At 62.8% G+C, this 21,775-nt stretch carries 18 protein-coding genes and 2 tRNA genes; 11 read left to right on the top strand and 9 right to left on the bottom strand.

Annotation, left to right across the window (positions count from 1 at the left end):
• Positions 1-236 precede the first annotated feature (236 nt).
• The 3 genes from MasN3_RS10330 to MasN3_RS10320 all read left to right on the top strand — a co-directional run bounded on the left by MasN3_RS10330 (position 237) and on the right by MasN3_RS10320 (position 5,726).
• Positions 237-3,005: a glycosyl hydrolase 115 family protein gene (locus MasN3_RS10330; RefSeq protein WP_281913946.1), complete on the top strand. Its 2,769-nt coding sequence runs from the start codon at positions 237-239 to the stop codon at positions 3,003-3,005.
• Entirely contained in the window at positions 3,002-4,381 is a 1,380-nt protein-coding gene (locus tag MasN3_RS10325; RefSeq protein WP_281913945.1) for an enolase C-terminal domain-like protein, read from the top strand. The genes MasN3_RS10330 and MasN3_RS10325 overlap by 4 nt, the downstream gene beginning before the upstream one ends.
• A 142-nt stretch (positions 4,382-4,523) precedes the next feature.
• Positions 4,524-5,726 carry a family 1 glycosylhydrolase gene (locus MasN3_RS10320; protein ID WP_281913944.1) on the top strand — a complete coding sequence of 401 codons (1,203 nt, stop codon included), beginning with the start codon at positions 4,524-4,526 and terminating at the stop codon, positions 5,724-5,726.
• A gap of 15 nt (positions 5,727-5,741) precedes the next feature.
• Here the strand turns inward: MasN3_RS10320 and MasN3_RS10315 are convergent, their stop codons facing one another.
• The 3 genes from MasN3_RS10315 to MasN3_RS10305 all read right to left on the bottom strand — a co-directional run bounded on the left by MasN3_RS10315 (position 5,742) and on the right by MasN3_RS10305 (position 7,971).
• A complete protein-coding gene (locus MasN3_RS10315; RefSeq protein WP_281913943.1) occupies positions 5,742-5,936 on the bottom strand; it encodes a DUF2970 domain-containing protein in 195 nt (64 codons plus the stop codon).
• Positions 5,937-6,240: 304 nt separating this feature from the next.
• Positions 6,241-6,330, bottom strand: a tRNA-Ser gene (locus tag MasN3_RS10310).
• A 150-nt stretch (positions 6,331-6,480) separates the two neighbouring features.
• Complete coding sequence (locus MasN3_RS10305; protein ID WP_281913942.1) at positions 6,481-7,971, bottom strand: SEL1-like repeat protein; 1,491 nt, start codon at positions 7,969-7,971, stop codon at positions 6,481-6,483.
• A 510-nt stretch (positions 7,972-8,481) separates the two neighbouring features.
• Between MasN3_RS10305 and MasN3_RS10300 the strand changes: the two genes are divergently transcribed.
• The gene (locus MasN3_RS10300) at positions 8,482-8,976 is read left to right on the top strand and encodes an Hcp family type VI secretion system effector (protein WP_281913941.1); all 495 of its coding nucleotides are present in this window, start codon (positions 8,482-8,484) and stop codon (positions 8,974-8,976) included.
• Between the two features lie 309 nt (positions 8,977-9,285).
• Here the strand turns inward: MasN3_RS10300 and MasN3_RS10295 are convergent.
• Positions 9,286-10,466, bottom strand: a protein-coding gene (locus tag MasN3_RS10295; RefSeq protein WP_281907664.1) for an IS3 family transposase whose coding sequence is annotated in 2 segments (ribosomal slippage) — positions 9,286-10,199 and positions 10,199-10,466 — 1,182 coding nt in all. Because the reading frame shifts where the segments join, the coding sequence is not laid out codon by codon here.
• A 385-nt stretch (positions 10,467-10,851) separates the two neighbouring features.
• On the opposite strand from MasN3_RS10295, the gene MasN3_RS25275 reads away from it, so the two are divergent.
• From MasN3_RS25275 to MasN3_RS10265, 7 genes are all read left to right on the top strand, one after another.
• Entirely contained in the window at positions 10,852-11,127 is a 276-nt protein-coding gene (locus tag MasN3_RS25275) for a YkgJ family cysteine cluster protein (protein WP_370662357.1), read from the top strand.
• 413 nt (positions 11,128-11,540) lie between these two features.
• On the top strand, positions 11,541-12,950 hold the full coding sequence (locus MasN3_RS10290) for a type VI secretion system Vgr family protein (protein ID WP_281913940.1): 1,410 nt from the start codon (positions 11,541-11,543) through the stop codon (positions 12,948-12,950).
• Positions 12,947-14,218 carry a DUF2345 domain-containing protein gene (locus tag MasN3_RS10285; RefSeq protein ID WP_281913938.1) on the top strand — a complete coding sequence of 424 codons (1,272 nt, stop codon included), beginning with the start codon at positions 12,947-12,949 and terminating at the stop codon, positions 14,216-14,218. The genes MasN3_RS10290 and MasN3_RS10285 overlap by 4 nt, the downstream gene beginning before the upstream one ends.
• Positions 14,215-15,105 carry a DUF4123 domain-containing protein gene (locus MasN3_RS10280; RefSeq protein ID WP_281913936.1) on the top strand — a complete coding sequence of 297 codons (891 nt, stop codon included), beginning with the start codon at positions 14,215-14,217 and terminating at the stop codon, positions 15,103-15,105. The genes MasN3_RS10285 and MasN3_RS10280 overlap by 4 nt, the downstream gene beginning before the upstream one ends.
• Before the next feature lie 12 nt (positions 15,106-15,117).
• Entirely contained in the window at positions 15,118-15,738 is a 621-nt protein-coding gene (locus MasN3_RS10275) for a DUF3304 domain-containing protein (protein ID WP_281913935.1), read from the top strand.
• On the top strand, positions 15,735-17,429 hold the full coding sequence (locus MasN3_RS10270) for a phospholipase effector Tle1 domain-containing protein (protein ID WP_281913933.1): 1,695 nt from the start codon (positions 15,735-15,737) through the stop codon (positions 17,427-17,429). The genes MasN3_RS10275 and MasN3_RS10270 overlap by 4 nt, the downstream gene beginning before the upstream one ends.
• Positions 17,430-17,451: 22 nt before the next feature.
• Positions 17,452-17,709, top strand: a complete 258-nt coding sequence (locus tag MasN3_RS10265) for a PAAR domain-containing protein (protein ID WP_281913932.1) — start codon at positions 17,452-17,454, stop codon at positions 17,707-17,709.
• Positions 17,710-17,894: 185 nt separating this feature from the next.
• On the opposite strand, the gene MasN3_RS10260 is transcribed toward MasN3_RS10265, so the two are convergent.
• The 5 genes from MasN3_RS10260 to MasN3_RS10240 form a co-directional block, all read right to left on the bottom strand.
• Positions 17,895-18,287 (bottom strand): Arm DNA-binding domain-containing protein, encoded by a 393-nt coding sequence (locus MasN3_RS10260; RefSeq protein ID WP_281913931.1) that lies wholly within the window; start codon positions 18,285-18,287, stop codon positions 17,895-17,897.
• A 318-nt stretch (positions 18,288-18,605) separates the two neighbouring features.
• Positions 18,606-18,695 (bottom strand) — tRNA-Ser (locus MasN3_RS10255).
• A 94-nt stretch (positions 18,696-18,789) separates the two neighbouring features.
• Complete coding sequence (serS, locus tag MasN3_RS10250) at positions 18,790-20,085, bottom strand: serine--tRNA ligase (protein WP_281913930.1); 1,296 nt, start codon at positions 20,083-20,085, stop codon at positions 18,790-18,792.
• Positions 20,086-20,217: 132 nt separating this feature from the next.
• Positions 20,218-20,415 carry a hypothetical protein gene (locus MasN3_RS10245; protein WP_281913928.1) on the bottom strand — a complete coding sequence of 66 codons (198 nt, stop codon included), beginning with the start codon at positions 20,413-20,415 and terminating at the stop codon, positions 20,218-20,220.
• 138 nt (positions 20,416-20,553) lie between these two features.
• Complete coding sequence (locus MasN3_RS10240; RefSeq protein ID WP_281913927.1) at positions 20,554-21,762, bottom strand: hypothetical protein; 1,209 nt, start codon at positions 21,760-21,762, stop codon at positions 20,554-20,556.
• Positions 21,763-21,775: the final 13 nt, after the last annotated feature.

The following is a 21,775-nucleotide window of genomic DNA, read 5'->3' as shown; positions in this document are numbered from 1 at the left end:
CACGCGGCGCGTGGCGGCAGAGTATGTACAAAACACCTGCCGAATTGACAAGATGCTAGCACATTAGCACGGGTCGAACGAGGGCGGACCAGCGAGCGCCGACGGAGCGATCCTCTTCCCCACGCCGCGGTCACTCAGTTCGCTGAGCGTTTTCGATCCGTACGAATTCCTGATTATAAACTCGTTACAATGCACTAATACATTAGCTCCGTGCAGACCCGCCCTGCGCGCCCGCCATGACACCACACCTTCTCGCCCTGAGCCTGTTGCTCGCACCCGGCCTGCTCCATGCCGCGCCCTTCCCTCTGGATGCCGGCCAGCGCCTGCCCGACATCGTCACCGAGGCCGGACCGACTTTCCGCATTGCCGGCGATCTGCTCGCGCGCGACCTGCAGCAGCTCACCGGCCTGACCAGCAGGCGCAGCGACAGCCTGGACGCGTGCCGCGGCCGCTGCATCGTGATCGGTGCCAACGGTTCGCCCCTGGTCACGCGGGTCGCGCAGGCGATGGGCGTCGACCTGGCCCCGCTCGCCGGCCAGCAGGAACGCTATCTCCGCGCCGCCGGCACGGTGGACGGCCGCAGCGTGCTGCTGGTCGCCGGCGCCGACCGCCGCGGCGCCGTGTACGGCGTGGTGGACGCCACACGCGAACTGGGCGTCTCGCCCTGGGAATGGTGGGCCGACGTCAAGCCGCGCCGCCGCAGCGGCCTGTCCCTGGATGGGGCGCGCCGCCTGTCCCCCGCTCCATCCGTGGCCTGGCGCGGCATCTTCATCAACGACGAGGACTGGGGCCTGCAGCCCTGGGCCGCCAAGACCTACGACCCGGCCGGGGACATCGGCCCGGCCACCTACGCGCGCGTGTTCGAACTGATGTGGCGCCTGAAGGCCAACCTGGTCTGGCCGGCCATGCACGATTCCACCCGCGCCTTCTACACGGTGCCCGGCAACGCCCAGGTGGCGGACGACTACGCGATCCTGGTCGGCACCTCGCATGCCGAGCCGATGATGCGCAACAACGTCGGCGAATGGAAGAAGTCGGACGGCCCGTTCAACTTCTTCAGCAACCGCGCGCGCCTGCTCGGCTACTGGCAGGCGCGCATCGACCAGGTCAAGGGTTTCGAGAACGTGTATACGTTGGGCCTGCGCGGCGTGCACGACTCGGCCATGGAAGGCGCGGCCGGCCCGCAGCAGGCACGCGACACGGTGCAGCAGGTCATCGGGCTGCAGCGCGACATGCTGGCCCGCAGCCTGGGCAAGCCAGCATCGACCATCCCCACCGTGTTTACGATGTACAAGGAGGTACTGGACTACTACAACGCCGGGCTGGAGGTGCCCGGCGACGTCACCCTGGCGTGGCCGGACGATAACTACGGCTACCTGCACCAGCTTGGCACGGCGAAGGAGCGCGCCAGGGCCGGGGGCAACGGCATCTACTACCACCTCTCGTACTGGGGCCGGCCGCACGACTACCTGTGGCTGGGCACGACCCACCCGGCCCTGATCCGCGACCAGCTCGAGCGCGCCTGGAGCGCGGGCGCGCGCCGCATGTGGGTCGTGAACGTGGGCGACATCAAGCCCAACGAGTACCTGACCCAGTACTTCCTCGACGCCGCGTTCGATGCGGGCGTGCTGCGCCAGGACCCTGCGCGTCACCTGGGCGCCTGGGCCGAGCAGGTCTTCGGCGCCGAACACGGTCCGGAGATCGCGGCCATCCAGCAGGAATACTACCGGCTGGCCTGGGAGCGCCGCCCCGAGTTCATGGGCTGGAGCCAGACCGAACCGACCCGGCCGGTGCGCGCCACCGAGTACGTGCGCAGCGGCGGCGACGAGGCCGAGCGGCGCCTGGCGCAGTACGCCGCGCTGGTGGCGCGCGCCGAGGCGGTCGAACCGGGCCTGCCCGCCGAGCTGCGCGACGCCTACTTCCAGCTGGTGCTCTACCCGGTGCGCTCCAGCGCCAGGCTCAACGAACGCATCCTGAAGCTGGAGCTGGCCGGCGAGTACGCGCTGCAGCAGCGCCCCTCCTCCGCCCTGTATACCCGCCAGGCACGGGAGGCGCATGCGGCGCTGCTGCGCGACGCCGCCGCCTACAACGCGCTCGGCGGGGGCAAGTGGGCCCACATGATGGACATCGCGCCGCGCCGGCTTCCGGTGTTCGCCGAACCGGTCTACCCGTCCTGGACGCCGTCCGCGCGGCGCGGCTGCGGCCTGGTCTATCCGGCGCCGCATTCGGCCGAGGCGAACACGCTGGTGCTGCCGGCCGGCCACCAGGCCAGCCGTACCGTCACCCTGGTCAGCTATGGCGGCGAAGCGGCGGCGTGGTCGGTCTCCGGCGCGCAAGGCCTACGCGCCCGGCTCGAAGGCGGCAGGCTGGACGCGTCCAATGGCTACGAGCAGCGCATCACGCTGGACTACGACGGTTCGGACAAGGCGCAGCTGGCGCTCGAATGCGGCGGCAAGCCGCTCAGGCTGAACGCCCAGGTACAGGGCGCGCACGCGCAGGGCCTACCAGGCGAGCGCGAGCGCATCGTGAGTCTGGCCGCCGGCGCCGCCGCAGCCGGCAGCGACTGGGAGCCGCAACCTGGCCTGGGCACGTCAGGCAAGGCGATGCGCGCGCGCCTCGACCTGCCCAGGCGCGGCGCCGCATCGCTCGGCAAGGCCACCCCGCTCGAGTACCGCTTCCAGACCCGCAGCGAAGGCGGCGCCCTGCTGCGTTTCGTCGCGGTGCCCGTGCACGCCCTCAGCGCCGAGCACCGGCTGCGCATCGCCGTCCAGCTCGACGACGGGCCCATCGAGACGCTCGACTACACCACGGTCGGCCGCAGCGACGAATGGAAGCGCAACGTCCTGTCCAACACGGCGGTGCGCAGCCGCGCGCTGGCCCGGCTCGCGCCCGGCGTGCACAGGCTGCGCGTGTACGCGCTCGATCCCGGCGTCGTGCTCGACCGCATCGACGTCGTCATGGACGGCGCCCCCCACTACTACGGCATGCCGCCATCCGATCCATGAACCATCTGCTTCGCTCCTCGAGCCCCACCGTCACCGCCATGCGCGTCATCCCCGTGGCGGGCCGCGACAGCATGCTGCTCAACCTGTGCGGCGCCCATGGCCCCTTCTTCATCCGCAACCTGGTGCTGCTGGAGTCCAGCGACGGTCGCGTGGGCATCGGCGAGGTGCCCGGCGGCGAGGGCATCCTGAAGGCGCTGCAGAAGGCGGTGGCGCTGGTCGAAGGCAGCCAGGTGGCCCGCTACCAGCGCACCCTGAACGCGATCCGCGCCAGCCACGGCGCACACACGGGCAGCATGCAGCACCAGGTCAGCTCGGCCGCCGAAGCGGCCGTGCTGCGCCAGCCGCACGAGATCAACCTGCGGCTCGACAACGTCATCACCGCCGTCGAGGCGGCGCTGCTCGACCTGCTGGGCCAGCACCTCGGCGTGCCGGTCTGCGAACTGCTCGGCAGCGGCCAGCAGCGTAGCCACGTGCCGATGCTGGCCTACCTGTTCTATGTCGGCGACAGCCGGCGCACCGGCCTCCGCTACGCCGCCCAGCGCGCCGGCGACGACTGGTACGCCATGCGCGGGCGCGAAGCCTTGACGCCCGAGGCGATCGCCGACCTGGCCGACGCGGCCGCCGAGCGCTACGGCTTCCAGGACTTCAAGCTCAAGGGCGGCGTGATGGCGCTGCAGGACGAGCTGGCGGCGATCGCCGCCATCAAGCGGCGCCGTCCCGATGCGCGCTGCACGGTCGACCCGAACGGCGCCTGGCCGCTGCGTGATGCGATCGCGCTCGGCAAGCAATACGGCCACCTGCTGGCCTATGCCGAAGACCCCTGCGGCCCGGAACAGGGCTATTCGGGCCGCGAGATCATGGCCGAGTTCAAGCGCGCAACAAGCGTGCGCACCGCCACCAACATGGTCGCCACCGACTGGCGCCAGATGGGCCATTCGCACCTGCTGGGTGCGGTCGACATCCCGCTGGCCGATCCGCACTTCTGGACAATGCAGGGGTCGGTGCGCCTGGCCCAGCTGTGCCACGACTGGGGCCTGACCTGGGGCTCGCATTCGAACAACCACTTCGACGTCTCGCTGGCCATGTTCACCCATGCGGCGGCGGCCGCGCCGGGACGCATCACGGCGATCGACACCCACTGGATCTGGCAGGAGGGCGAGGAGCGCCTGACCCGCGCGCCCTTGCAGATCGTCGACGGCGCGGTCGCCGTACCGAGCCGGCCGGGTCTGGGCATCGAGCCGGACCTGGAGCGCATCGCGGCGGCGCACGCCCTGTACCAGCAGGTGGCGCAGGGCGCGCGCGACGACGCGGTCGCGATGCGCTGCCTGTTCCCGGGCTGGACCTACGATCCGAAACGGCCGAGCTACGCCCGCTGAGCCGGGCTTGCGGGCAGCTTGGCGAGTGTTGCGCGGACGCCCGCGGACACCAATTGTTACGGCTTGGCGCTTGCATGACGCCCCGATTTGGCGAGATGATGGATTCGCCAGTGAAGGGGCGATTCATTAAGGAGCGCGCGCCATGCAAGGCTTCATGTTTGCGACCGGGATCGAAGGCAGCTACCCGGTCGTCGCCGGACGCAACGGCGCCGGGCTGCGCGTCGACGAGATGGAAAAGACCGGTCATTACCGGCACTGGAAGGAAGACCTGGCCCTGGTCAGCGCGCTCGGCATCGACGCGCTGCGCTATGGACCGCCCTACTACCGCGTGCACCAGGGCCCGGGGCGCTACGACTGGGATTTCACCGACGAGGTGTTCGCCGAAATCCAGCGGCGCGGCATCAAGCCGATCGTCGACCTGTGCCACTTCGGTGTGCCCGACTGGCTCGGCAACTTCCAGAATCCGGAGTTCGTGCCCTACTTCACCGAATATGCGGCCGCCTTCGCCAGGCGCTACCCCTGGGTCGACCTGTATACGCCGATCAACGAGATCTACATCACCGCCAAGTTCTCGGCCCATGAAGGCCTGTGGAACGAGCGCCTGCGCTCGGACCGGGCTTTTGTCACCGCCATGCGCAACCTGGCGCGCGCCAACATCCTGGCCACCGAAGCGATCATGATGGTGCGCCCGGACGCCAAGTTCATCCAGAGCGAGTCCTCCGAGTACTACCACCCGGCCGGCCCGGACGCCACCGAGATCGCGCGCCACATGAACGAGCTGCGCTTCCTGGCGCTGGACCTGACCTACGGCCACGACGTCAGCGGCAGGATGTACGAGTACCTGTTCGACCACGGCATGACGCGCAAGGACTACCACTTCTTCCTCAACCGCAGCGTCAAGCCCGTCTGCATCATGGGCAACGACTACTACGCCACCAACGAACACGTGATCAAGCCGGACGGCAGCACCACCTCCTGCGAGCTGTTCGGCTACTACGTGATCACCCAGCAGTACTACCACCGCTACCGCATCCCGGTGATGCACACCGAGACCAACAACCGCGACGCCGGTACCGGCGAAAAGGACGCCCGCGCCTGGCTCGACAAGCAGTGGTCGAACCTGGTGCGCCTGAAATCGGACGGCGTGCCGATCCTGGGCTTCACCTGGTACAGCCTGGTCGACCAGGTCGACTGGGACAGCGCGCTCACCCTGGATGCGGGCATGGTCAACCAGTACGGCCTGTGCGACTTGGAGCGACGCGTGCGGCCCGTCGGGGAAGCCTACCGCGAGCTGATCCAGACCTGGCGGCACCGGGTGGGCAATGACTTCATCTTCCTGCGCTAGCGGCCGCAAGGACGATCACGACACCGCGAAGCGCACCGCCAGCATCAGGGCGCCGATGAAGACGAGCAGCGCCAGGAAGGCGGCGATGAAGACATACAGCGGGTTGAAGGCGCCTTCCGCATCGACGTCGAAATCCCGTTTGCGGCGCAGGCCGATGAAGGACCAGGCGATCGCGGCAAGCGTGGCGAGGAAAGAACGTTTCTGTACCATGAAGAACTCCTCCATCAGAGCGGGGTCGGGATGAGCGGCGGTGCGCACCCGACAGTGTAGCTTGGGGCGGTGAAGTGCGCTTGGGAAGTGGCTCGGACTGCGGGGTGCGGCTGCGGGCGGCTGGCTGTAAAGCGAACAGGGCCCCATTGAGGGCCCTGTTCGCGGTGGGATTCGCCCACGTGCCGCGGGCCGCCCTCGCGCAAGTATGCGCTAGGCTTCGAATCCCACACGCAAGGCCCGCAGGGGCCTTGCTCCGCTCCGCGAGCAAATAAAAAGGGCTCCCGAGGGAGCCCTTTTTATTTACTGGCGGAGAGGGTGGGATTCGAACCCACGGTACGGTCACCCGTACGCCTGATTTCGAGTCAGGTACATTCGACCACTCTGCCACCTCTCCTAAATCGGTGCTGCGTGGTCGCTTGTCAGCGAGGCCGCATTATAGCGGCTGTTTTCCGATTGTGGAAGACGAAACTGTTCCATCATATCAACGCCTGAAAGGCAACGGAATAATATTTCACCGAACGATCCAGATTGAAATAATATTTCATCACTTCCCGGGAGGCGGCTTCAGGATCGCATCGGCCCTGGCGCGGTCCTGCGCCGACAGTGTCGGCGCGATCTGGGCAAGGGCCAGTCCGGCGCGCTCGATGCCGCTGGCCTGGGCCAGGCTGAACCAGACATGGGCCATGCCCAGGTCCTTGTCACCGCCCTCGCCCTTGGCCAGCATGGCGGCCAGGCTGAACATGGCGTCCGGGTCGCCGCCGACGGCCGCCTGTTTGAACAGCTGGCGCGCGGTCGCCAGGTTCTGCGGCACCTGCTCGCCGGTGTAGAAATACGTGGCCAGGGCGCTCTGCGCCTCGGGCACCAGCTTTAGGGCCGCCTCCTTGTAGTAGACGATGGCTTTTGACTGGTCGGCCTTCACGCCCTCGCCCAGGTCATACATGCGCGCCATCGCGTACAGCGACCTGGCGTGGCCGGACCTGGCCGCCTCGGCGAACCAGGCGCCCGCCTGCGCATAATCCTGCGCCACGCCCTCTCCGCCGGCGTAATACAGCCTGGCCAGGTTGAACTGGGCCGGCACATAGCCCTCTTCCGCCGCCTTCTGGAAATAGCCGCGCGCCTGTTTCAGGTCCTTCGGCCCGCCGGCGCCGGCCTGGGACGCCAGTCCCAGGGTATTCAGGGCCGGCACGAAGCCGAACTCGGCGGCCTTGGCGTACCACTTGCGCGCGCTCGCCTGGTCCTTCCTGACGCCGCCGATGCCATGCTGGTGGATTCGCGCGAGCAGCAGCGCCGCTTCGATCATGCCGTTGAGGGCGTCGGGCTCCTTTGGATTGAAGCGCAGCGCGTCGCGTCGCGCGTCGAAGCGCTGCCCCGCGGCGCGGTCGAGCCAGTACAGAGCCTTGTCGGTACTTTGCGGCACGCCCAGTCCATTCAGGCTCAGTTTCGCCAGCAGGACGGCCGCTTCCGGATAGCCGATCTTGTCGTAGGCGGCCTCCAGCTGGACCGCCGCCTTGTCGTATTCCTTCGCATCGAGGTGCTCCAGGGCCCGGGCGAACGACTTGTCGTTGCGGATGATGAGTTCGCGGCCCGAGGCGAAGCGGCGCTCGCCAACGCCGCACGGGCCCACGTTATTGCTGGATGCGGCGCCCGTGATCGACGAGGAATCGACCACGTTCGATGCGTCGCCGTCGGGGGCGTTGGGATTGAATTTCTGCAGGGTCGGCGACGGCATGGGCGTGCCGGTCTCGCTGAGTTCCCCCGGCTCCTGCATCTGCTCGAGCTGCTCGATATAGGTTTCCTCATCGTCCTGCTGCGACAGGTAGACGCTGTCGAGGGCGCATTTCTGCGCCAGCGTGCCGCGCAGGACGCGGCGCTTGACGGCGTAGACCTTGGCGCTTTCGCCGGTCGGTGTCGACCTGGAACCGGTGATCTTGACCACCTGGCCGGGAGCGGGCGATTCCGCGGGCGCGGCCGGCGTTTGTGCGCCGGCGGGCGCCAGGTTGAGCAGGAGGGCGATGCCGAAGAGTGGTTTCAACATGGTTGGTTGCTGGCCGAGTGGGACTAGCGGTCAGTGTGCAACCAGGAATGAAAAATTTCCAACTATTTCGGGGTTGGATTGGAAGTGCTCAGCGGGCTGATTGGTTCAGGGGGGGGCTCGACCCATCGCGGACGGCCTGAGAAACAAGGACGGGGGCGTGTTGGGAGGCAGTACACCTCTGCTGGAACGGTAGACAGGATTCGCTCATGTGCCGCGAGCCGCCCCTCGCGCAAGTATGCGCGAGGCTTCGAATCCCATGTGGGGGAGCGTGCGTTTTGACACCCGGAGCAGTTGAGGGGAACCCGCTCAACCCAGTATCCATGCGGCTTTCGCGTGTCCGGTGAGCTCCCCCCGGCACCAGGGCGACCGCCATGGCCCCACCAAGGCGGCGCTGCCACCGCCCGCAAGAAAGGTTGCGTGCCGTCACACCATCCTGTTGCGGGTTCCCAATCGGCCGCTAGACCTGCCGATGAAGAATGGCCGGTGTAGTTAACCATCGGAGGAATAGACATGGCAATCGACGTATATTTGCAAATCGACGGCATCAAAGGCGAATCCCATGACGACAAACACAAGGATTGGATCGAGATTACATCGGCTCAATGGGGCATGGCGCAGCCTGTCAGCTCGCCCGGATCGGCTACGGGTGGCCGCACTACGGTGTGCAGCGAATACCGCACGCTGTCGCTGGCCAAGCTCGCTGACTTGGCATCGCCGGTACTGATGCAGCACTACTCGAACGGCAAAACCATCCCAAAGGCGAAGATGGAATTCATGCGGGCCGATGGCGACGGCAATCGGGTGAAGTATTACGAAGTCGAACTGGAAAACGTACTGATCGGCAATATGGAACAAATGGTGGCCGAGGGGAGCATCTTGCGCGATCACATTTCCCTCCACTTTACCAAGGTCAAGTGGAAGTACACGCAGCAGCGCATTGGCGGTGGCACTGGTGGCCAGACTGCAGGTGGCTGGGACCTGGGCTGCAACAAGTCATGCGCGTGACGGAGTTGAACCATGGCCAATCAAAAAGACGACCCGCTCAGGCCTAACCCTGGACTCGCGCGGCTTCTTCATGCTCCCACGGTCGCCGGTGGAATCAGGCTACTACACCTACGGGACCATGGACAAAAAGCCTGACCGGGGTGGATACCAGTACCCGCATCCCATCATGATGCAAGCGATACTTCGCGTGGCCTTGGAGTGGCAAGCCATTGATCGGCGCCGGATCGGAATTGGCAATATCAGCCGCGCTGAAGGCTTCTACGACGGGGAGCACCGTGAGGTGTACTGTCAATAACGGACACGCTCGTCTTAAGCCGCCTGCGGCTGTTCGCTGAAGGATTCGGCGAACAACGCTGGCGGAACAAAGCCGATGCGGGAATGGCGCCGCTGTCGGTTGTAGAAAATTTCAATGTATTCCTGAATCGAGGCCTTTGCCTCAGCACGGGTGGCATAGCGGCGATGATGAACAAGCTCATTCTTCAGCGTGCCCCAGAAGCTCTCCATCGGCGCGTTGTCATAGCAGTTCCCGCGGCGCGACATCGACGCGCGCATGCCGAACTGCGCCACCAGCTCCTGGTAGGCATGGGCGCAGTATTGGCTTCCACGGTCCGAATGATGGATCAGCCCTGGCGCCGGCCGCTTGTGGCTCACGGCGCGCCACAAGGCCTGCGTCGTCAGCTCCTGCGTCATGCGCTCGCCCATCGCGTAGCCGACGATCTCGCAGGTAAAAACGTCCTTTACGCCGGCAAGATACAGCCAGCCTTCGGCAGTGGAGATATAGGTGATGTCGGTCACCCACACTTCGTCAGGCCTGTTCGGCGCGAACCGCTGTTCCAGCAAGTTCTCAGCGATGGGAAGGTTGTGATTCGAGTTTGTCGTTGCGATGAATTTGCGCCGTTGTTTGCAGCGCAGATTGAGCTCCTGGCGAAGTCGGCGCACACGGTCGCGACCAACTTCATGACCCTGTGCAGCAAGCTCGTGCTTTATCCGAGGCACCCCGTAGGTCTCTCGGGTTTGCCGATGCACTGCCGTAATCAGGATTTTCAACCGAGCGTCTTCCTGCTCGCGTGTCGATGGCTTGGCCTGCAGCGAGTTGTAGTAGCCGCTGCGCGAGACGTCCAATACCTGGCACATCAGCTTCACAGGATAGCCAGGGAAATCGAGTCGCATTGTCTTTATCCACGCGTACTTGGCAGCGACTCCTGCGCAAAGTACGCCGCCGCTTTTTTTACGATGTCCCGCTCCATCTCTGCCTGGGCTAGCTGCTTGCGCAGCTTCGCGTTCTCCGCTTCCAGCTCGGCCACAGAGCGGCTTCCAGGGGCTGCTGTTGCGGCCGGCCCGCGTTTGGCGGCTGCTACCCAATTGGCCAGCGTCCCTTTTGGGATACTTACTCGTGCTGCTGCCTGCTCAATGGACAAACCCTGCGCCAGCACCAGCTTCACGGCTTCTTCCTTGAGTTCCGGGGTGTACGTCTTCTTCAATGTCTTCATAAAGGCTCCTGTTGGTGAACTTTACCAAACAAGAGTGTCCGAAAAAATCAGCGTACCTCACCGCTCCCACCAGGACGGCCTTCAAGTGGACATCCGACCGATACGAAAGGACGGGGCTGAACTGCCTATTGTTTGGCAAGATACCCGCCATTATGACAAGGAGGCAACAGCCAAGGTGATCGAATTGTTCCGCACGTTCGCGCCGGTTGATTTCGTTCTTTTCAACGATCTAAGCATTCCGTTTGTCCAGGCGGCCAGACGGCACGATGACCACTTCCACGTAGCTTTAATAGGATAAATATGTGTAAACTGGTTCTGTTAATTTTCGTTGCAGTCAGCCAGATAGCGAGCGCAGGCGAGAGTGATAAAAAGCCTCATGAGCTGAATCGCGGAAGGTAACAAGTACAACTTTCAACCGTGTCCCTTCCTGGTGAAAAGCAGATGCTCGGTGTACGAGGACCGGCCGCTGGTCTGCAGGGTCCATCACTCGCTCAGCGACACTGCCCTCGACTGCAACCCGTTCGTTTCATCGAGCCGGCCGCCTATGTATAACCCCGACGTTGTCGAAGTTCCCTACCGGGTCATCAACGCCGCAGTGAACCCGATGGAACCTTGGGGTAACATCGCCGAGTTCTTTCCGAGCGAAACCGATGCAACGTAGGCATTAGCCTATCCAAAGTTGCTGGAGAACTTGCGGCATATACTCAAATCTAGGCGTTACGAGTAATCGTGGCGCCTTTTTTGTATCTGCGGCAGCCCCCTCTTCTACCTACTGTGCCGTGCTTGTGGCGCGCAGCAGCCTGGCCACTACCGCCGCGCGACATGCAACTTGCGCCCGTGTCAGGTGCGCGTCCGCCGCACCATCCAGTCCTCCCCTCTGCCCATAATGACGCCCTCTGGTCAGTTTACGAACCGGAGCGTCCGAAGATCGCCAATCTACCGCAGCGCGCGGAGGGCCGTCCAAGGAATCTCTATCCCATTGTTCATGACGGTCGAGCTTATCGATCCTCAATTCCGCGCTTGCCTGAAAATGCCAAAATGGATTGTTCCGGTTGGAAACTGAGGGAGCACGCTATGCAGAATGGTAATGAATTCGTCAATTTCATGCTGACGGAAAAGAAGCTGATCACCACCAACCGTCCCATCCGCCTGACACTTGTCTATCAAAAGAAACAGATCGCCGACGTCCTGCTTCCTCAGTTTGTCAGCGGTACAGAATCCATTTGCGGTGGATTCGAGTATCAGATCAATTGCGTTGCCACTTCCAACACTTTGCCACTGAAGGAATTTATCGGCGTGCCTGCCGCCCTTGAGTTCGTCAACGACCGAGGCCAGTTGCGCAAGGTATGTGGCCTGGTAACGGAGGCAAGCTCGGGCGAGTGCGACGGCGCGATTGCCAGCTACCAACTCGTCATTCGCGACGCCATGGCGATCATGGAGCAACGCGTCAACACCCGCGTATTCAGGAAAATGAGCTGGCCGCGGATCGTGACTGTCGTGTTGCGGGAATGGCTGCAATTGAACAGCGCATTGAGTGGCTACTTCGACTTCGAACTTGCACCTGGATTCCGCCTGGAGAAGTATCCCGAGCACGAACAGACGATACAGTTCAATGAATCGGATGCAGCCTTTATCCGTCGTCTGTTGGCGCGTTCCGGAGTTGCCTGGTTCTTTCGCCCCGGCTTTAACTCAGCACACCAGCAAGCAGCTCACGATACGGAATCGCCGGCACATACGCTCGTTCTCTTCGACAACCAGCGTGACCTGAAGCAGAACGCGGCCGGCGTCGTACGCTACCACCGCGACAACGCCACCGAGCAGCGTGATTCGGTCACACGTTGGAGCGCGGTACGCAAGCTACAGGCGGGCAGCGTCCGCGTTTTCAGCTGGGACTACAAGCGGCCGGGAAGCATTCCTGGGATGGCCGCTGAAATACCAGGCCAGGCCAATCAAGGCCCATCCGGCAACCAGTTAGCTGGCGGAGTGCAGGAATACATCGTCGAATCACCGCATGCCGGCTCTGACGACAAGGAGCTATATCGCCTGGGCGTGCTGAGCATGCAGCGCAAGGAGCTCGATACAAAACGCTTCACGGGCGAAGGAAGTGTCCGCGACTTCTGTGCTGGCGAATACTTCACCATCAGCGACCATCCGGAAATCAACGGTCATCCTGCCGCCGAGCGCGATTTCATCATCACGTCAATCGAAGTCAAGGCGCAGAACAACCTGCCGAAAAGCCTGGAAGAACGGATTCAACGGCTGTTCGTTTCCAATGACTGGCGTGGTACAGCGGGCGCGCCCACCGATCTTTCCAGCGGAGATAACGCAAACCGTTTTCAAATGCGATTCGAGGCGGTACGGCGCACGATCCCGATCGTTCCGACATTTGACGCGCGCACCGACCTACGCGACCCTGTCTGCAGATTGCAATCGTGGTTGGCCGGGAAAACGAGGTCGTTCATTGCGACGAACTTGGCCGCGTGAAGATTCGATTTCCTGCAACACGTCCGGAAGACCATCAGCACGCACAAGGCGCGGGCGCATCGGACACGGATGCGGACTCCGCCTGGGTGCGGGTGGCCACGAATTGGGCCGGCAATGGCTCCTCGCATTGCGGCACCCTGGCGCTACCCCGGGTGGGGACCGAAGTCCTGGTGGCCTTTCTCGGCGGCGACCCAGACAAGCCCATCATTATTTGCCAGCTTTTCAATGGGCACGCATTGCCTCCCCCCTTGAGCAAGCGCGCCAACTTGCCATTAACGCGTTTTCTTTCGGGCATGCATAGCCAGGAGATCCACGGCGGGCGCATGAACCAGCTCCGGTTCGACGATACACCGCGCGAAATCAGCGCCCAGCTGGCCAGCGACGATGGCGCTTCGCAGCTGAATCTCGGATGGCTGACGCATCCAAGGGGGGAAGATCGGCGCCCCCGAGGCGAAGGCGCTGAGCTGCGTAGCGACAAGGCCGTGGCGATTCGGGGCGGCAAAGGCGTGCTGATCACCGCAAGCGATAGTCACCAGGCCGAAGGCAAACAGCTGGACCGGGCCGAATTGATTGGCCTTGCTGACGGGTTGCGCGATATTGCTGACCAGCTCGCGAAGCTCGCGGAAACCCATTCCAAAGACCCGGCAAGCGGCCCGCAACTGGCGCAACTGGTTGACAAGCTCAGACACCTGGACCAAGGAACGAATGCCGCTGCAGCGTCAGGCGGCGGCCCGGGCGGCGCGCCGATTGTCGCAGTCAGCGGTCCTGCAGGGAATGTCGTGGCAAGCAATGACAACTTGGCGCTCGGCGCGGAAAAGAACGCCTACCTCATCACGGCTGCGGACACGCAGCTCACTGCCGGCGGACAAACATCGCTACGCGCGGCGCAGGGCGTCAGCGTGTTTGCCAACGACGGCGGCATGAAGCACATTGCCGCACGCGGAAACATACAGACCGAAGCGCAGGACGGCACCATCGAGCTGCTGGCAAAAAAGGTGATGGAACTGATCAGCACGACGGACTGGATCAACATCAAGGCCAGGAAGGGTGTCTGTCTCTACGGCGGTGGCAGTGAACTGAAAATCAGCGAAGAGGGAATTATCGGCAGCACGACAGGAAACAGCCACATCTACGCTGCCGATCACCAGACCTTCCCGAAACGAGCGCAGCAAACCCAGTTCCCCGACGAATTGCCGCATCACGATATCTGCATCCCTTGCATGCTGGCGGCAGTACGCGCCCATAGCCCATTGGTGGAGGCAGAATGAGCCAGGGTACTTCGAATGGTTCCGTCTATCTCCTGATCGACAACGGCATGCTGGCCGAGGTATCGACAAGCTACACCGAGGATGCTCCCGGAAGCCGCCCGGCATGGCTGGCGCCGATTTATCCAGAGCGTGCCCTGGCGGTCAGCCCACTTCTGGTCGACCTCGAAGCCGCATATGAAGGCGGCGATCTCGATCGCGTCATGCACTTCGTGAACGCGCGCAAGCCTGCGCTGCACGTGTCGATCATCGAGTCGGCGCTGGATATCGGCGAGCTTGCCCATCATCTGGGCCGGTTCATTTTCATTCTCGACCCACAGGGCAAGCAATTCACGCTCAGGTATGCGGACTGTGCGGTTCTCGCGCCGCTCTCGAAAATACTGACGCCGGTACAGTGGACCACGATGCGAGCACCGGTTGCCCGTTGGCACATCCACCACCGTTCCGGAGCGCTTGCGCCGCTGCCACCGGCCGCGGCTACTGCGGTTGCGCCGACGCCCCTGTGCCTGGGCCAGGATCAGCTGCTGGCCCTGGACGAGGCAAGCGAACCGGATCATGTCATCGCCAAGGTGAACATGATGCGCAATGGCGAGGCCTTGCCCGGCAACGCGGTTCAGCAGCACGAATGGGCGCAAGCGGCGCGTCGCGCCTGGCGGGCCGCCGGCAACGCGCATCCCCCTATTTTGATGTTCCTGACCGAGGCCACGCTCCTGACCAAAGGCGCCATCCTGCGACGGCATGAGGTCGCCGAATTCCTTGCCATGAATGAAGTCAGCGCGTTTCGAAGCAAATTGCGGGAACTCGTCGACGATCTCCAGGCAAGACGCAGCTGGGCCAGCCAAGGAGCCACTGCGGGGGGCGATTCGAATGCAGTCCCGATTGTTATCTGACACAGAGGCATTATGAAAATTCCTATCCTCTCTTTTGTGCGGTTGCATCCCATTGTGTCTTTACTGGCCATAGGGGTGTTGCTTGGGTCTTACACATTACTTCACGCTCGTTCCAAAAGCGGCGACCGTATGCCTGCTTCGATCGTCGGGGTCCAGCACCTGGGTTCGGACCATCTGATTCACGAATTCTACGTTGATAAACGTTATTACGGTAAGGTCGGCGAGGAAGGCGGCGGCGGCGGTTTGACATGCTGTGTCACGCTCCCAAAACACTGGTACCCCGGATTGAAAGCGGACGTTCGCTGGGAGGCGTATCGCATAATCAAGCCAACAGACCCTGCGGAAGAAGAAACGGTGGAGTCAGCTGGCATATATCGTGCGCAGGTGCCGGTGGAGTCGTATCGGGAGCCAGGGTTGTTATTTGTTCACTTCTTTTCCAATGGTCGCGTACGCATTGTCGTAAGTCCGTTTGATCATACCGCGGATGAGCACCCGATTCGGTGGAGCGATGCTAAAGAGAGCCTTTTAGCGACGGCAGGGACGCCTGTTAAAGAGATTTTTACCGCCGAAGAACACGCGGAGCTTGATCGAGAAGATGCCCGCGACCGGGCAAAATATGGGAACTGGCGATGAAACGGGCCGATGTCATCATCGCGCCCACAAGAGGCGCGCCGATCTCTGGAATAAAGCGAATCGTTCCGGATTACGACTGCGATTTCAAGAAGTGCGAAGTCACGTTGAACATCGGACTTTTCTTTGATGGAACTCGCAACAATAAAGACCGTGATAGTCGAAATTACGGAGAAAGCAACATCGCACGGCTGCATGACGCCTACCTTGGCGCAAAAGAAATGGGCTATTATCCGATATACGTTCCTGGTGTCGGGACGCCATTCCCCGACATCGGCGAACATGAGGAAAGCGTCATGGGCGCAGGGTGTGCTTTTGGCTGTGAAGAGCGGGTCATTTTCGGCCTGTTGGCCGTTTTCAATGCGCTACACCGGCGTTGTTTCAACAGCCTCATGTTTGACGAAGGCGCCGTGCTCGCCTTATGCCGTAACGGCCGCAATGTGACCGACGCAGACGATAGAGACTGCCTTGCCAAGCTCGGCACACGCAGCGGCCTGCTGCAAGCGGCGCTGTCCAACGACAGCGACCGCCGTGCGTTTCTGACGCGGCAGGCCCAACTTCTGGAAGCAAAACTCAAGGGCAGAAAGCCCCGTGTGGTCGAATGCTTCCTCGACGTATTCGGGTTTTCCAGGGGGGCGGCGGAAGCCAGGGTATTCTGCCACTGGCTGGACGAATTGCTGGTCGGTGGCCGTCTGGCCGGCGTGCCCCTGCGCTTTCGCTTTGTCGGGCTGATCGACACCGTAGCCTCCGCGGGATTCTGGTCCGGCACCTCGGCGCTGCTCGCCAACTCGACCGGCGGACATGGCGCCTGGGCGAGTGGCGGGTCGTTGCGCGTACCAGCCTCCGTGCCGAATTGCGTTCACATGATCGCAATGCATGAGCTCCGCCGCAACTTCCCCCTGGATGAAATCGGCGTCGACGGGAAGCTGCCCGCAGGATGGAGTCAGCATGCCTATCCGGGCTCGCACAGCGATGTCGGTGGCGGCTACCGGCCGGGTGAGCTCGGCATCTCGGTGGGAGATCATCCCCGGCACGGCGACTCCCTGAAGCTGTCCCAGATACCGCTGAATCACATGTTCGATTGCGCGGTAGCGGCTGGCGCCCCGATGAAAAAACCTAAAATCAAATCTGGTGCCCATGACCCATTCGCCATCCATCCCGACCTGGCCAAAGCCTACGACGAATTCCTTGCGCAAGCCACGCTCGCGCCACGCCCCATGTACGAATGGCTCCAGCCGTATCTCAACTGGCGATGGCAGATGCGTAACCATTTTCACACGACCAACCAGGTCAAGCGAGCCAGCCAGTCCGACCGGGAAATTCTGCTTGCCTTCAACAAGAGCCTGATTAATGACGCTGCCGCCATGCTGCGATCGGCTGCGATGGGCCTGGGCCAGCGGACACTCGCGGTGGTCAAGGACGTCTTCAATACCGGTGCGCGAAAAGACCTTGTGACGACCAGCGCATTGGACCCGGAAGCCCGGGAGGTGTTTGCCCGGGCACAGCGCGCCACAGCGACGCCGCCTTCGTTTGCCGCCCTGTTTGACGGCTATGTGCATGATTCGCTGGCCGGATTCAATTCGCCAACACTGGAACTGACAGGCTATTGGCGCTATCGAAAAATCTTCCTGGGTAATGACGAGGCGCTTATCGCAGCCAATCAGGATGCCGATGCGGCGCGCAACGTCGCGTGACTTTTTTTCGGACGAGGCCAGCATGAAAGACCATCGAGGGCGCGGTGTCATCCGGCTTGGCGACAAAACGACGCACGGCGGAGAAGTCATCTCGGCGGCGCAGGACTTCACGGTACTGGGCAAGCGGGTCGCTGTCGAAGGCGATTCCACCCATTGCCCTCAATGCAAAGGAAAGTTTCCAATCCTGCCAAGCAGCAGCACGCGTAGGCACCATGGAAAGCAAGTTGCATACGATCAGGACCTCACTGCGTGCGGCGCCAAGCTGATTTCATCGATCTGACCGGCATCTGGGGTTATGACGAATTTGTAACCTAAATTCAAAAACCATTGGTATTTTCCATTTTGGTTAAGCTTGACTTCTGAGTTTGCCAAGACCCGCAAGTCATCGATTAGACTTACCTATCCGCCTTGGCGACTTTTAATCCGTTTGTCATAGGTTCAAATGTTAAGTTACAGGGAAATGCATTACTGCTTTCTTACCTCGGCAGTGCTGAATTGACGCAGCCCCCTGTTCGAAACGATGGAGGATATCGCGCGCGGTCTGGGGCCACTGCGCAAGCATCGTCTGATGCCATTCGCGCGCCACTTGCTCGAAGGTGTTTGCGGCATCCGCGGCCAGGAGCTGGCGGGCACTGTCGCGCCGCTCGCGCGCGTCAAGAGCGACACGGCCGGGAAGGCGCCGAAGTGAAGCTTGTTTTCCTTGCCGTTGGGCTGGCGGTACTTCATGCGCCAGTGCTTGCCGCCGCTTGGCGTGACCTCGAGGTACAGGCCCCCACCATCGGCGAGCTTGTAGGGCTTCTCGCGCGGCTTGGCGTTCTTGATCTGCAGCTGGGTCAGCGGCGGTACGCGCTTGGGCATTTTTGGGGCCTCCTGTCCAAGGGAGCCCCAACGGGGCCCCCAAACGAGCCCCCAAGGATGCTGGCTCCTGGGGGACGGTACTGGACAGTATTAGGCAACAAAAAACCCGCTGCCTCTATGAGAACAGCGGGTTCTTTGATGTCCCTAAACATCTAGGGACTTTAGTCTGGCGGAGAGGGTGGGATTCGCCCACGTGCCGCGGGCCGCCCTCGCGCAAGTATGCGCGAGGCTTCGAATCCCACACGGGAGCCCCGCAGGGGGCTCCCTCCTCTCCGCGCGCAAATAAAAATGGCTCCCGAGGGAGCCCTTTTTATTTACTGGCGGAGAGGGTGGGATTCGAACCCACGGTACGGTCACCCGTACGCCTGATTTCGAGTCAGGTACATTCGACCACTCTGCCACCTCTCCTAAATCGGTGCTGCGGTCGCTTGTCAGCGAGAGCACGCATTATAGCGATGCTCTTGCAAAAACGGAAGAGCAAATTCGTCCGCGGCAGAAAAACTTAGGCGGCAGCTGTCAGACGCTCCATCCCGCCCATATACGGACGCAGCACTTCCGGAATGATCACGCTGCCATCGGCCTGCTGGTAGTTCTCCAGCACCGCCACCAGGGTGCGGCCCACGGCCAGGCCGGAACCGTTCAGGGTGTGCAGCAGTTCCGGCTTGCCGGCGGCGTTGCGGAAACGGGCCTGCATGCGGCGCGCCTGGAAGGCTTCGCAGTTCGACAGCGAGGAGATCTCGCGGTAGGTGTTCTGCGCTGGCAGCCAGACTTCGAGGTCGTAGGTCTTGGCGGCCGAGAAGCCCATGTCGCCGGTGCACAGGGACATGACGCGGTACGGCAGTCCCAGCGAGGTCAGGACGAACTCGGCCTGGCCGACCATCTCTTCCAGCGCCGCATAGGACTGCTCCGGATGCACCACCTGGACCAGCTCGACCTTGTCGAACTGGTGCTGGCGGATCATGCCGCGGGTGTCGCGGCCGTAGCTGCCGGCTTCCGAGCGGAAGCACGGGGTGTGCGCGGTCATCTTCAGCGGCAGCTGGTCCAGCGCCACGATCTCGTCGCGCACCACGTTGGTCAGCGAAACCTCCGAGGTCGGGATCAGGTAGAAATTCTCGCCCTCGCCTTCGGCGCCGCCCTTCTTCACCGAGAACAGGTCGGCTTCGAACTTCGGCAGCTGGCCGGTGCCGCGCAGCGAGTCGGCGTTGACCATGTACGGGGTGTAGCATTCCAGGTAGCCGTGCCGGCCGGTGTGGGTGTCGAGCATGTACTGGGCCAGCGCGCGATGCAGGCGCGCCATGCCGCCCTTCATCATCGAGAAGCGCGAACCGGTCAGCTTGGTGGCGGTGTCGAAGTCCAGGCCCAGCTTTTCGCCGATATCGACGTGGTCCTTCACGTCGAAGTCGAAGCTGCGCGGGGTGCCCACCTTGCGCACTTCGACGTTGCCCGATTCGTCCGTTCCCTGTGGCGTGCTTTCGTGCGGCAGGTTCGGCACCGCTTCCATGAAGCGCGCCAGTTTTGCCTGGACATCGGCCAGCAGCCCTTCGTTGGCCTTCAGTTCGTCGCCCAGGCCGGCCACTTCCGCCATCACGGCCGTGGTGTCTTCGCCCTTGCCCTTCATCATGCCGATCTGCTTGGACAGCGAATTGCGCTTGCCCTGCAATTCCTCGGTGCGCGTCTGGATCGCCTTGCGTTCCGCCTCGAGGGCGTTGAACCCGGCCACGTCGAGCTGGAACTTGCGGGTCGCGAGGCGCGCGGCGACGGTGTCGATGTCTTTGCGGAGAAGTTGGATGTCAATCATGTCGGGTTGGGCTTGCGTATGTCGAAAACACAATTGTACCAAGCCGACAGGGAATCCTAGCGAGCGCTTGGGAAAAATCGGCAAGGGCTTGCTGTGCCGTCCTGCCGGGCCGAGCGCCAGCCCTTCCCTGCATTACTTCAGGCCGGCTTTTTCGGCGACGCTCAGGCGCGGCGCCTTGACGACCACCACGTGCATGGTGGAGTCGATCAGGATCGCGGATTCGTGCTTGACGACCTCGACCGGACGGGCGGCGGCGGTGGCGTAGCTGGCGACCAGGCCCAGTGCGGCGGCGGCCAGGAAGATGGCTTCGAAGTTTTTACGGATGTTCATGGTGTTCTCCCTTGGTGAGGCAACGTTGGTATGCTCGAACTTTAGCGCCACGCCCCTCGGGCCGCCATCGACTTGCGATGAAGTGCCGAAACCGCGGCATCAAGTGCAGTAAGGGCGGACAAGGCGCTCGGCGCGGCCTCAAGGGCGCGGCGCGGACGCGGCGGCGATGCCGCCCACGGCCTCGTCCGTCGTGGCGCGGCGCGGCGCGCTCCGGCGCACGAAGGGCGTCATGGCGAACAGGATGAAAAGCCAGATCGGTGTCTCGTAGAAGAACATCTTCTCGTTGATGGGGATGAGCATCAGGAGCACGGAGAGGACCAGGCCGTTGGCGACGAGCATGCGTCCGATCACCAGGGCAAAGGCGAGCAGGACGACGATACCGCCGCGGGTCAGCAGGTTGAAGATCATGCCGATGTCCTGGTAGTAGCAGCGCACGCAGGGATCCTCCGCAAAACCCACGCCGATCAGTTTCTCTTCCAGGGTCAGGGCCAGCCACGCGTTCACGCCGTCGATCCGGTGCGACAAGCTGCCGTCGTCCTGCTCGAAGAAACGCGTCTCGAGGTGCTCGAGCACGCCCGACAGCAGCAGGTAGGCGCACAGCGAGGCGGCCAGCACGACCACATGGATGAGGCGCACCTTGGAATGCCACAGGTAGCCGAGGAGCAGGACCATGACCGGCACAAAATAGACCGACGAGCCGGAGTTGGTCACGAACACCGACAGCACGGCCACGAAGCACAGGGCGACGAACCGGGCGCTGAACTCGGAGGTCAGCATCAGGATCGCCGTCAGGCAGCCGATGTAGTTGGCATAGGTGCCGGGCTCGACGTGCAGGCCGGAGAAGCGTGCGATGTTGAGGTAATCCTCGACGAAGCGGCTGTTGGAGCCGAAGATCATCTTGTGGAAGTCGAAGATCGGCGCGCCCAGCAGGTGAAACATCAATGCCTGGGCCGCGATGACCACCGCATTGAGCAAGAGTAGCCAGGAAACCGCCGTCCTGAACTCGGCGCGCCAGGCGAAGCTTGCCTCATAGATGAAGACGGCCAGCATCACGTTCAGCAGGACCAGCAACAGGAAGTGAAACGGCACGGGTTTCACGACCAGCGCATGGAAGGCGAACATCGCAAGCGTCACCAGCACCAGCTGGCTCTCCACCCGGAAGCGCAGCCTGGTGATGACGAACAGGGGCGCCAGCGCCAGCGCCGAGACGCCCGCCGAGAAATACTTCGGGAACATGCTCGGATTCGGCCCGCCCTGCTCGAAGGGGGTAAACAGCAGGAACAGCGAGACGAACAACGCCAGGGCTGCCGGGATACGGCTGGTCCGTGCTGGTGGATGCGCTGTCATGCTCCCTCCCTTG

The organism is Massilia varians (assembly GCF_027923905.1).
GTDB classification, from domain to species: Bacteria; Pseudomonadota; Gammaproteobacteria; order Burkholderiales; family Burkholderiaceae_D; genus Telluria; species Telluria varians_B.
This window is presented reverse-complemented; position numbering and strand designations above follow the sequence as displayed.

Excerpts from the sequence above, each read along its gene's own strand:
- MasN3_RS10330 (WP_281913946.1), top strand. The coding sequence starts at position 237 with ATGACACCACACCTTCTCGCCCTGAGCCTGTTGCTCGCACCCGGCCTG.
- MasN3_RS10325 (WP_281913945.1), top strand. The coding sequence starts at position 3,002 with ATGAACCATCTGCTTCGCTCCTCGAGCCCCACCGTCACCGCCATGCGC.
- MasN3_RS10320 (WP_281913944.1), top strand. The coding sequence starts at position 4,524 with ATGCAAGGCTTCATGTTTGCGACCGGGATCGAAGGCAGCTACCCGGTC.
- MasN3_RS10315 (WP_281913943.1), bottom strand. The coding sequence starts at position 5,936 with ATGGTACAGAAACGTTCTTTCCTCGCCACGCTTGCCGCGATCGCCTGG.
- MasN3_RS10305 (WP_281913942.1), bottom strand. The coding sequence starts at position 7,971 with ATGTTGAAACCACTCTTCGGCATCGCCCTCCTGCTCAACCTGGCGCCC.
- MasN3_RS10300 (WP_281913941.1), top strand. The coding sequence starts at position 8,482 with ATGGCAATCGACGTATATTTGCAAATCGACGGCATCAAAGGCGAATCC.
- MasN3_RS10290 (WP_281913940.1), top strand. The coding sequence starts at position 11,541 with ATGCAGAATGGTAATGAATTCGTCAATTTCATGCTGACGGAAAAGAAG.
- MasN3_RS10280 (WP_281913936.1), top strand. The coding sequence starts at position 14,215 with ATGAGCCAGGGTACTTCGAATGGTTCCGTCTATCTCCTGATCGACAAC.
- MasN3_RS10275 (WP_281913935.1), top strand. The coding sequence starts at position 15,118 with ATGAAAATTCCTATCCTCTCTTTTGTGCGGTTGCATCCCATTGTGTCT.
- MasN3_RS10270 (WP_281913933.1), top strand. The coding sequence starts at position 15,735 with ATGAAACGGGCCGATGTCATCATCGCGCCCACAAGAGGCGCGCCGATC.
- MasN3_RS10265 (WP_281913932.1), top strand. The coding sequence starts at position 17,452 with ATGAAAGACCATCGAGGGCGCGGTGTCATCCGGCTTGGCGACAAAACG.
- MasN3_RS10260 (WP_281913931.1), bottom strand. The coding sequence starts at position 18,287 with ATGCCCAAGCGCGTACCGCCGCTGACCCAGCTGCAGATCAAGAACGCC.
- serS (WP_281913930.1), bottom strand. The coding sequence starts at position 20,085 with ATGATTGACATCCAACTTCTCCGCAAAGACATCGACACCGTCGCCGCG.
- MasN3_RS10245 (WP_281913928.1), bottom strand. The coding sequence starts at position 20,415 with ATGAACATCCGTAAAAACTTCGAAGCCATCTTCCTGGCCGCCGCCGCA.
- MasN3_RS10240 (WP_281913927.1), bottom strand. The coding sequence starts at position 21,762 with ATGACAGCGCATCCACCAGCACGGACCAGCCGTATCCCGGCAGCCCTG.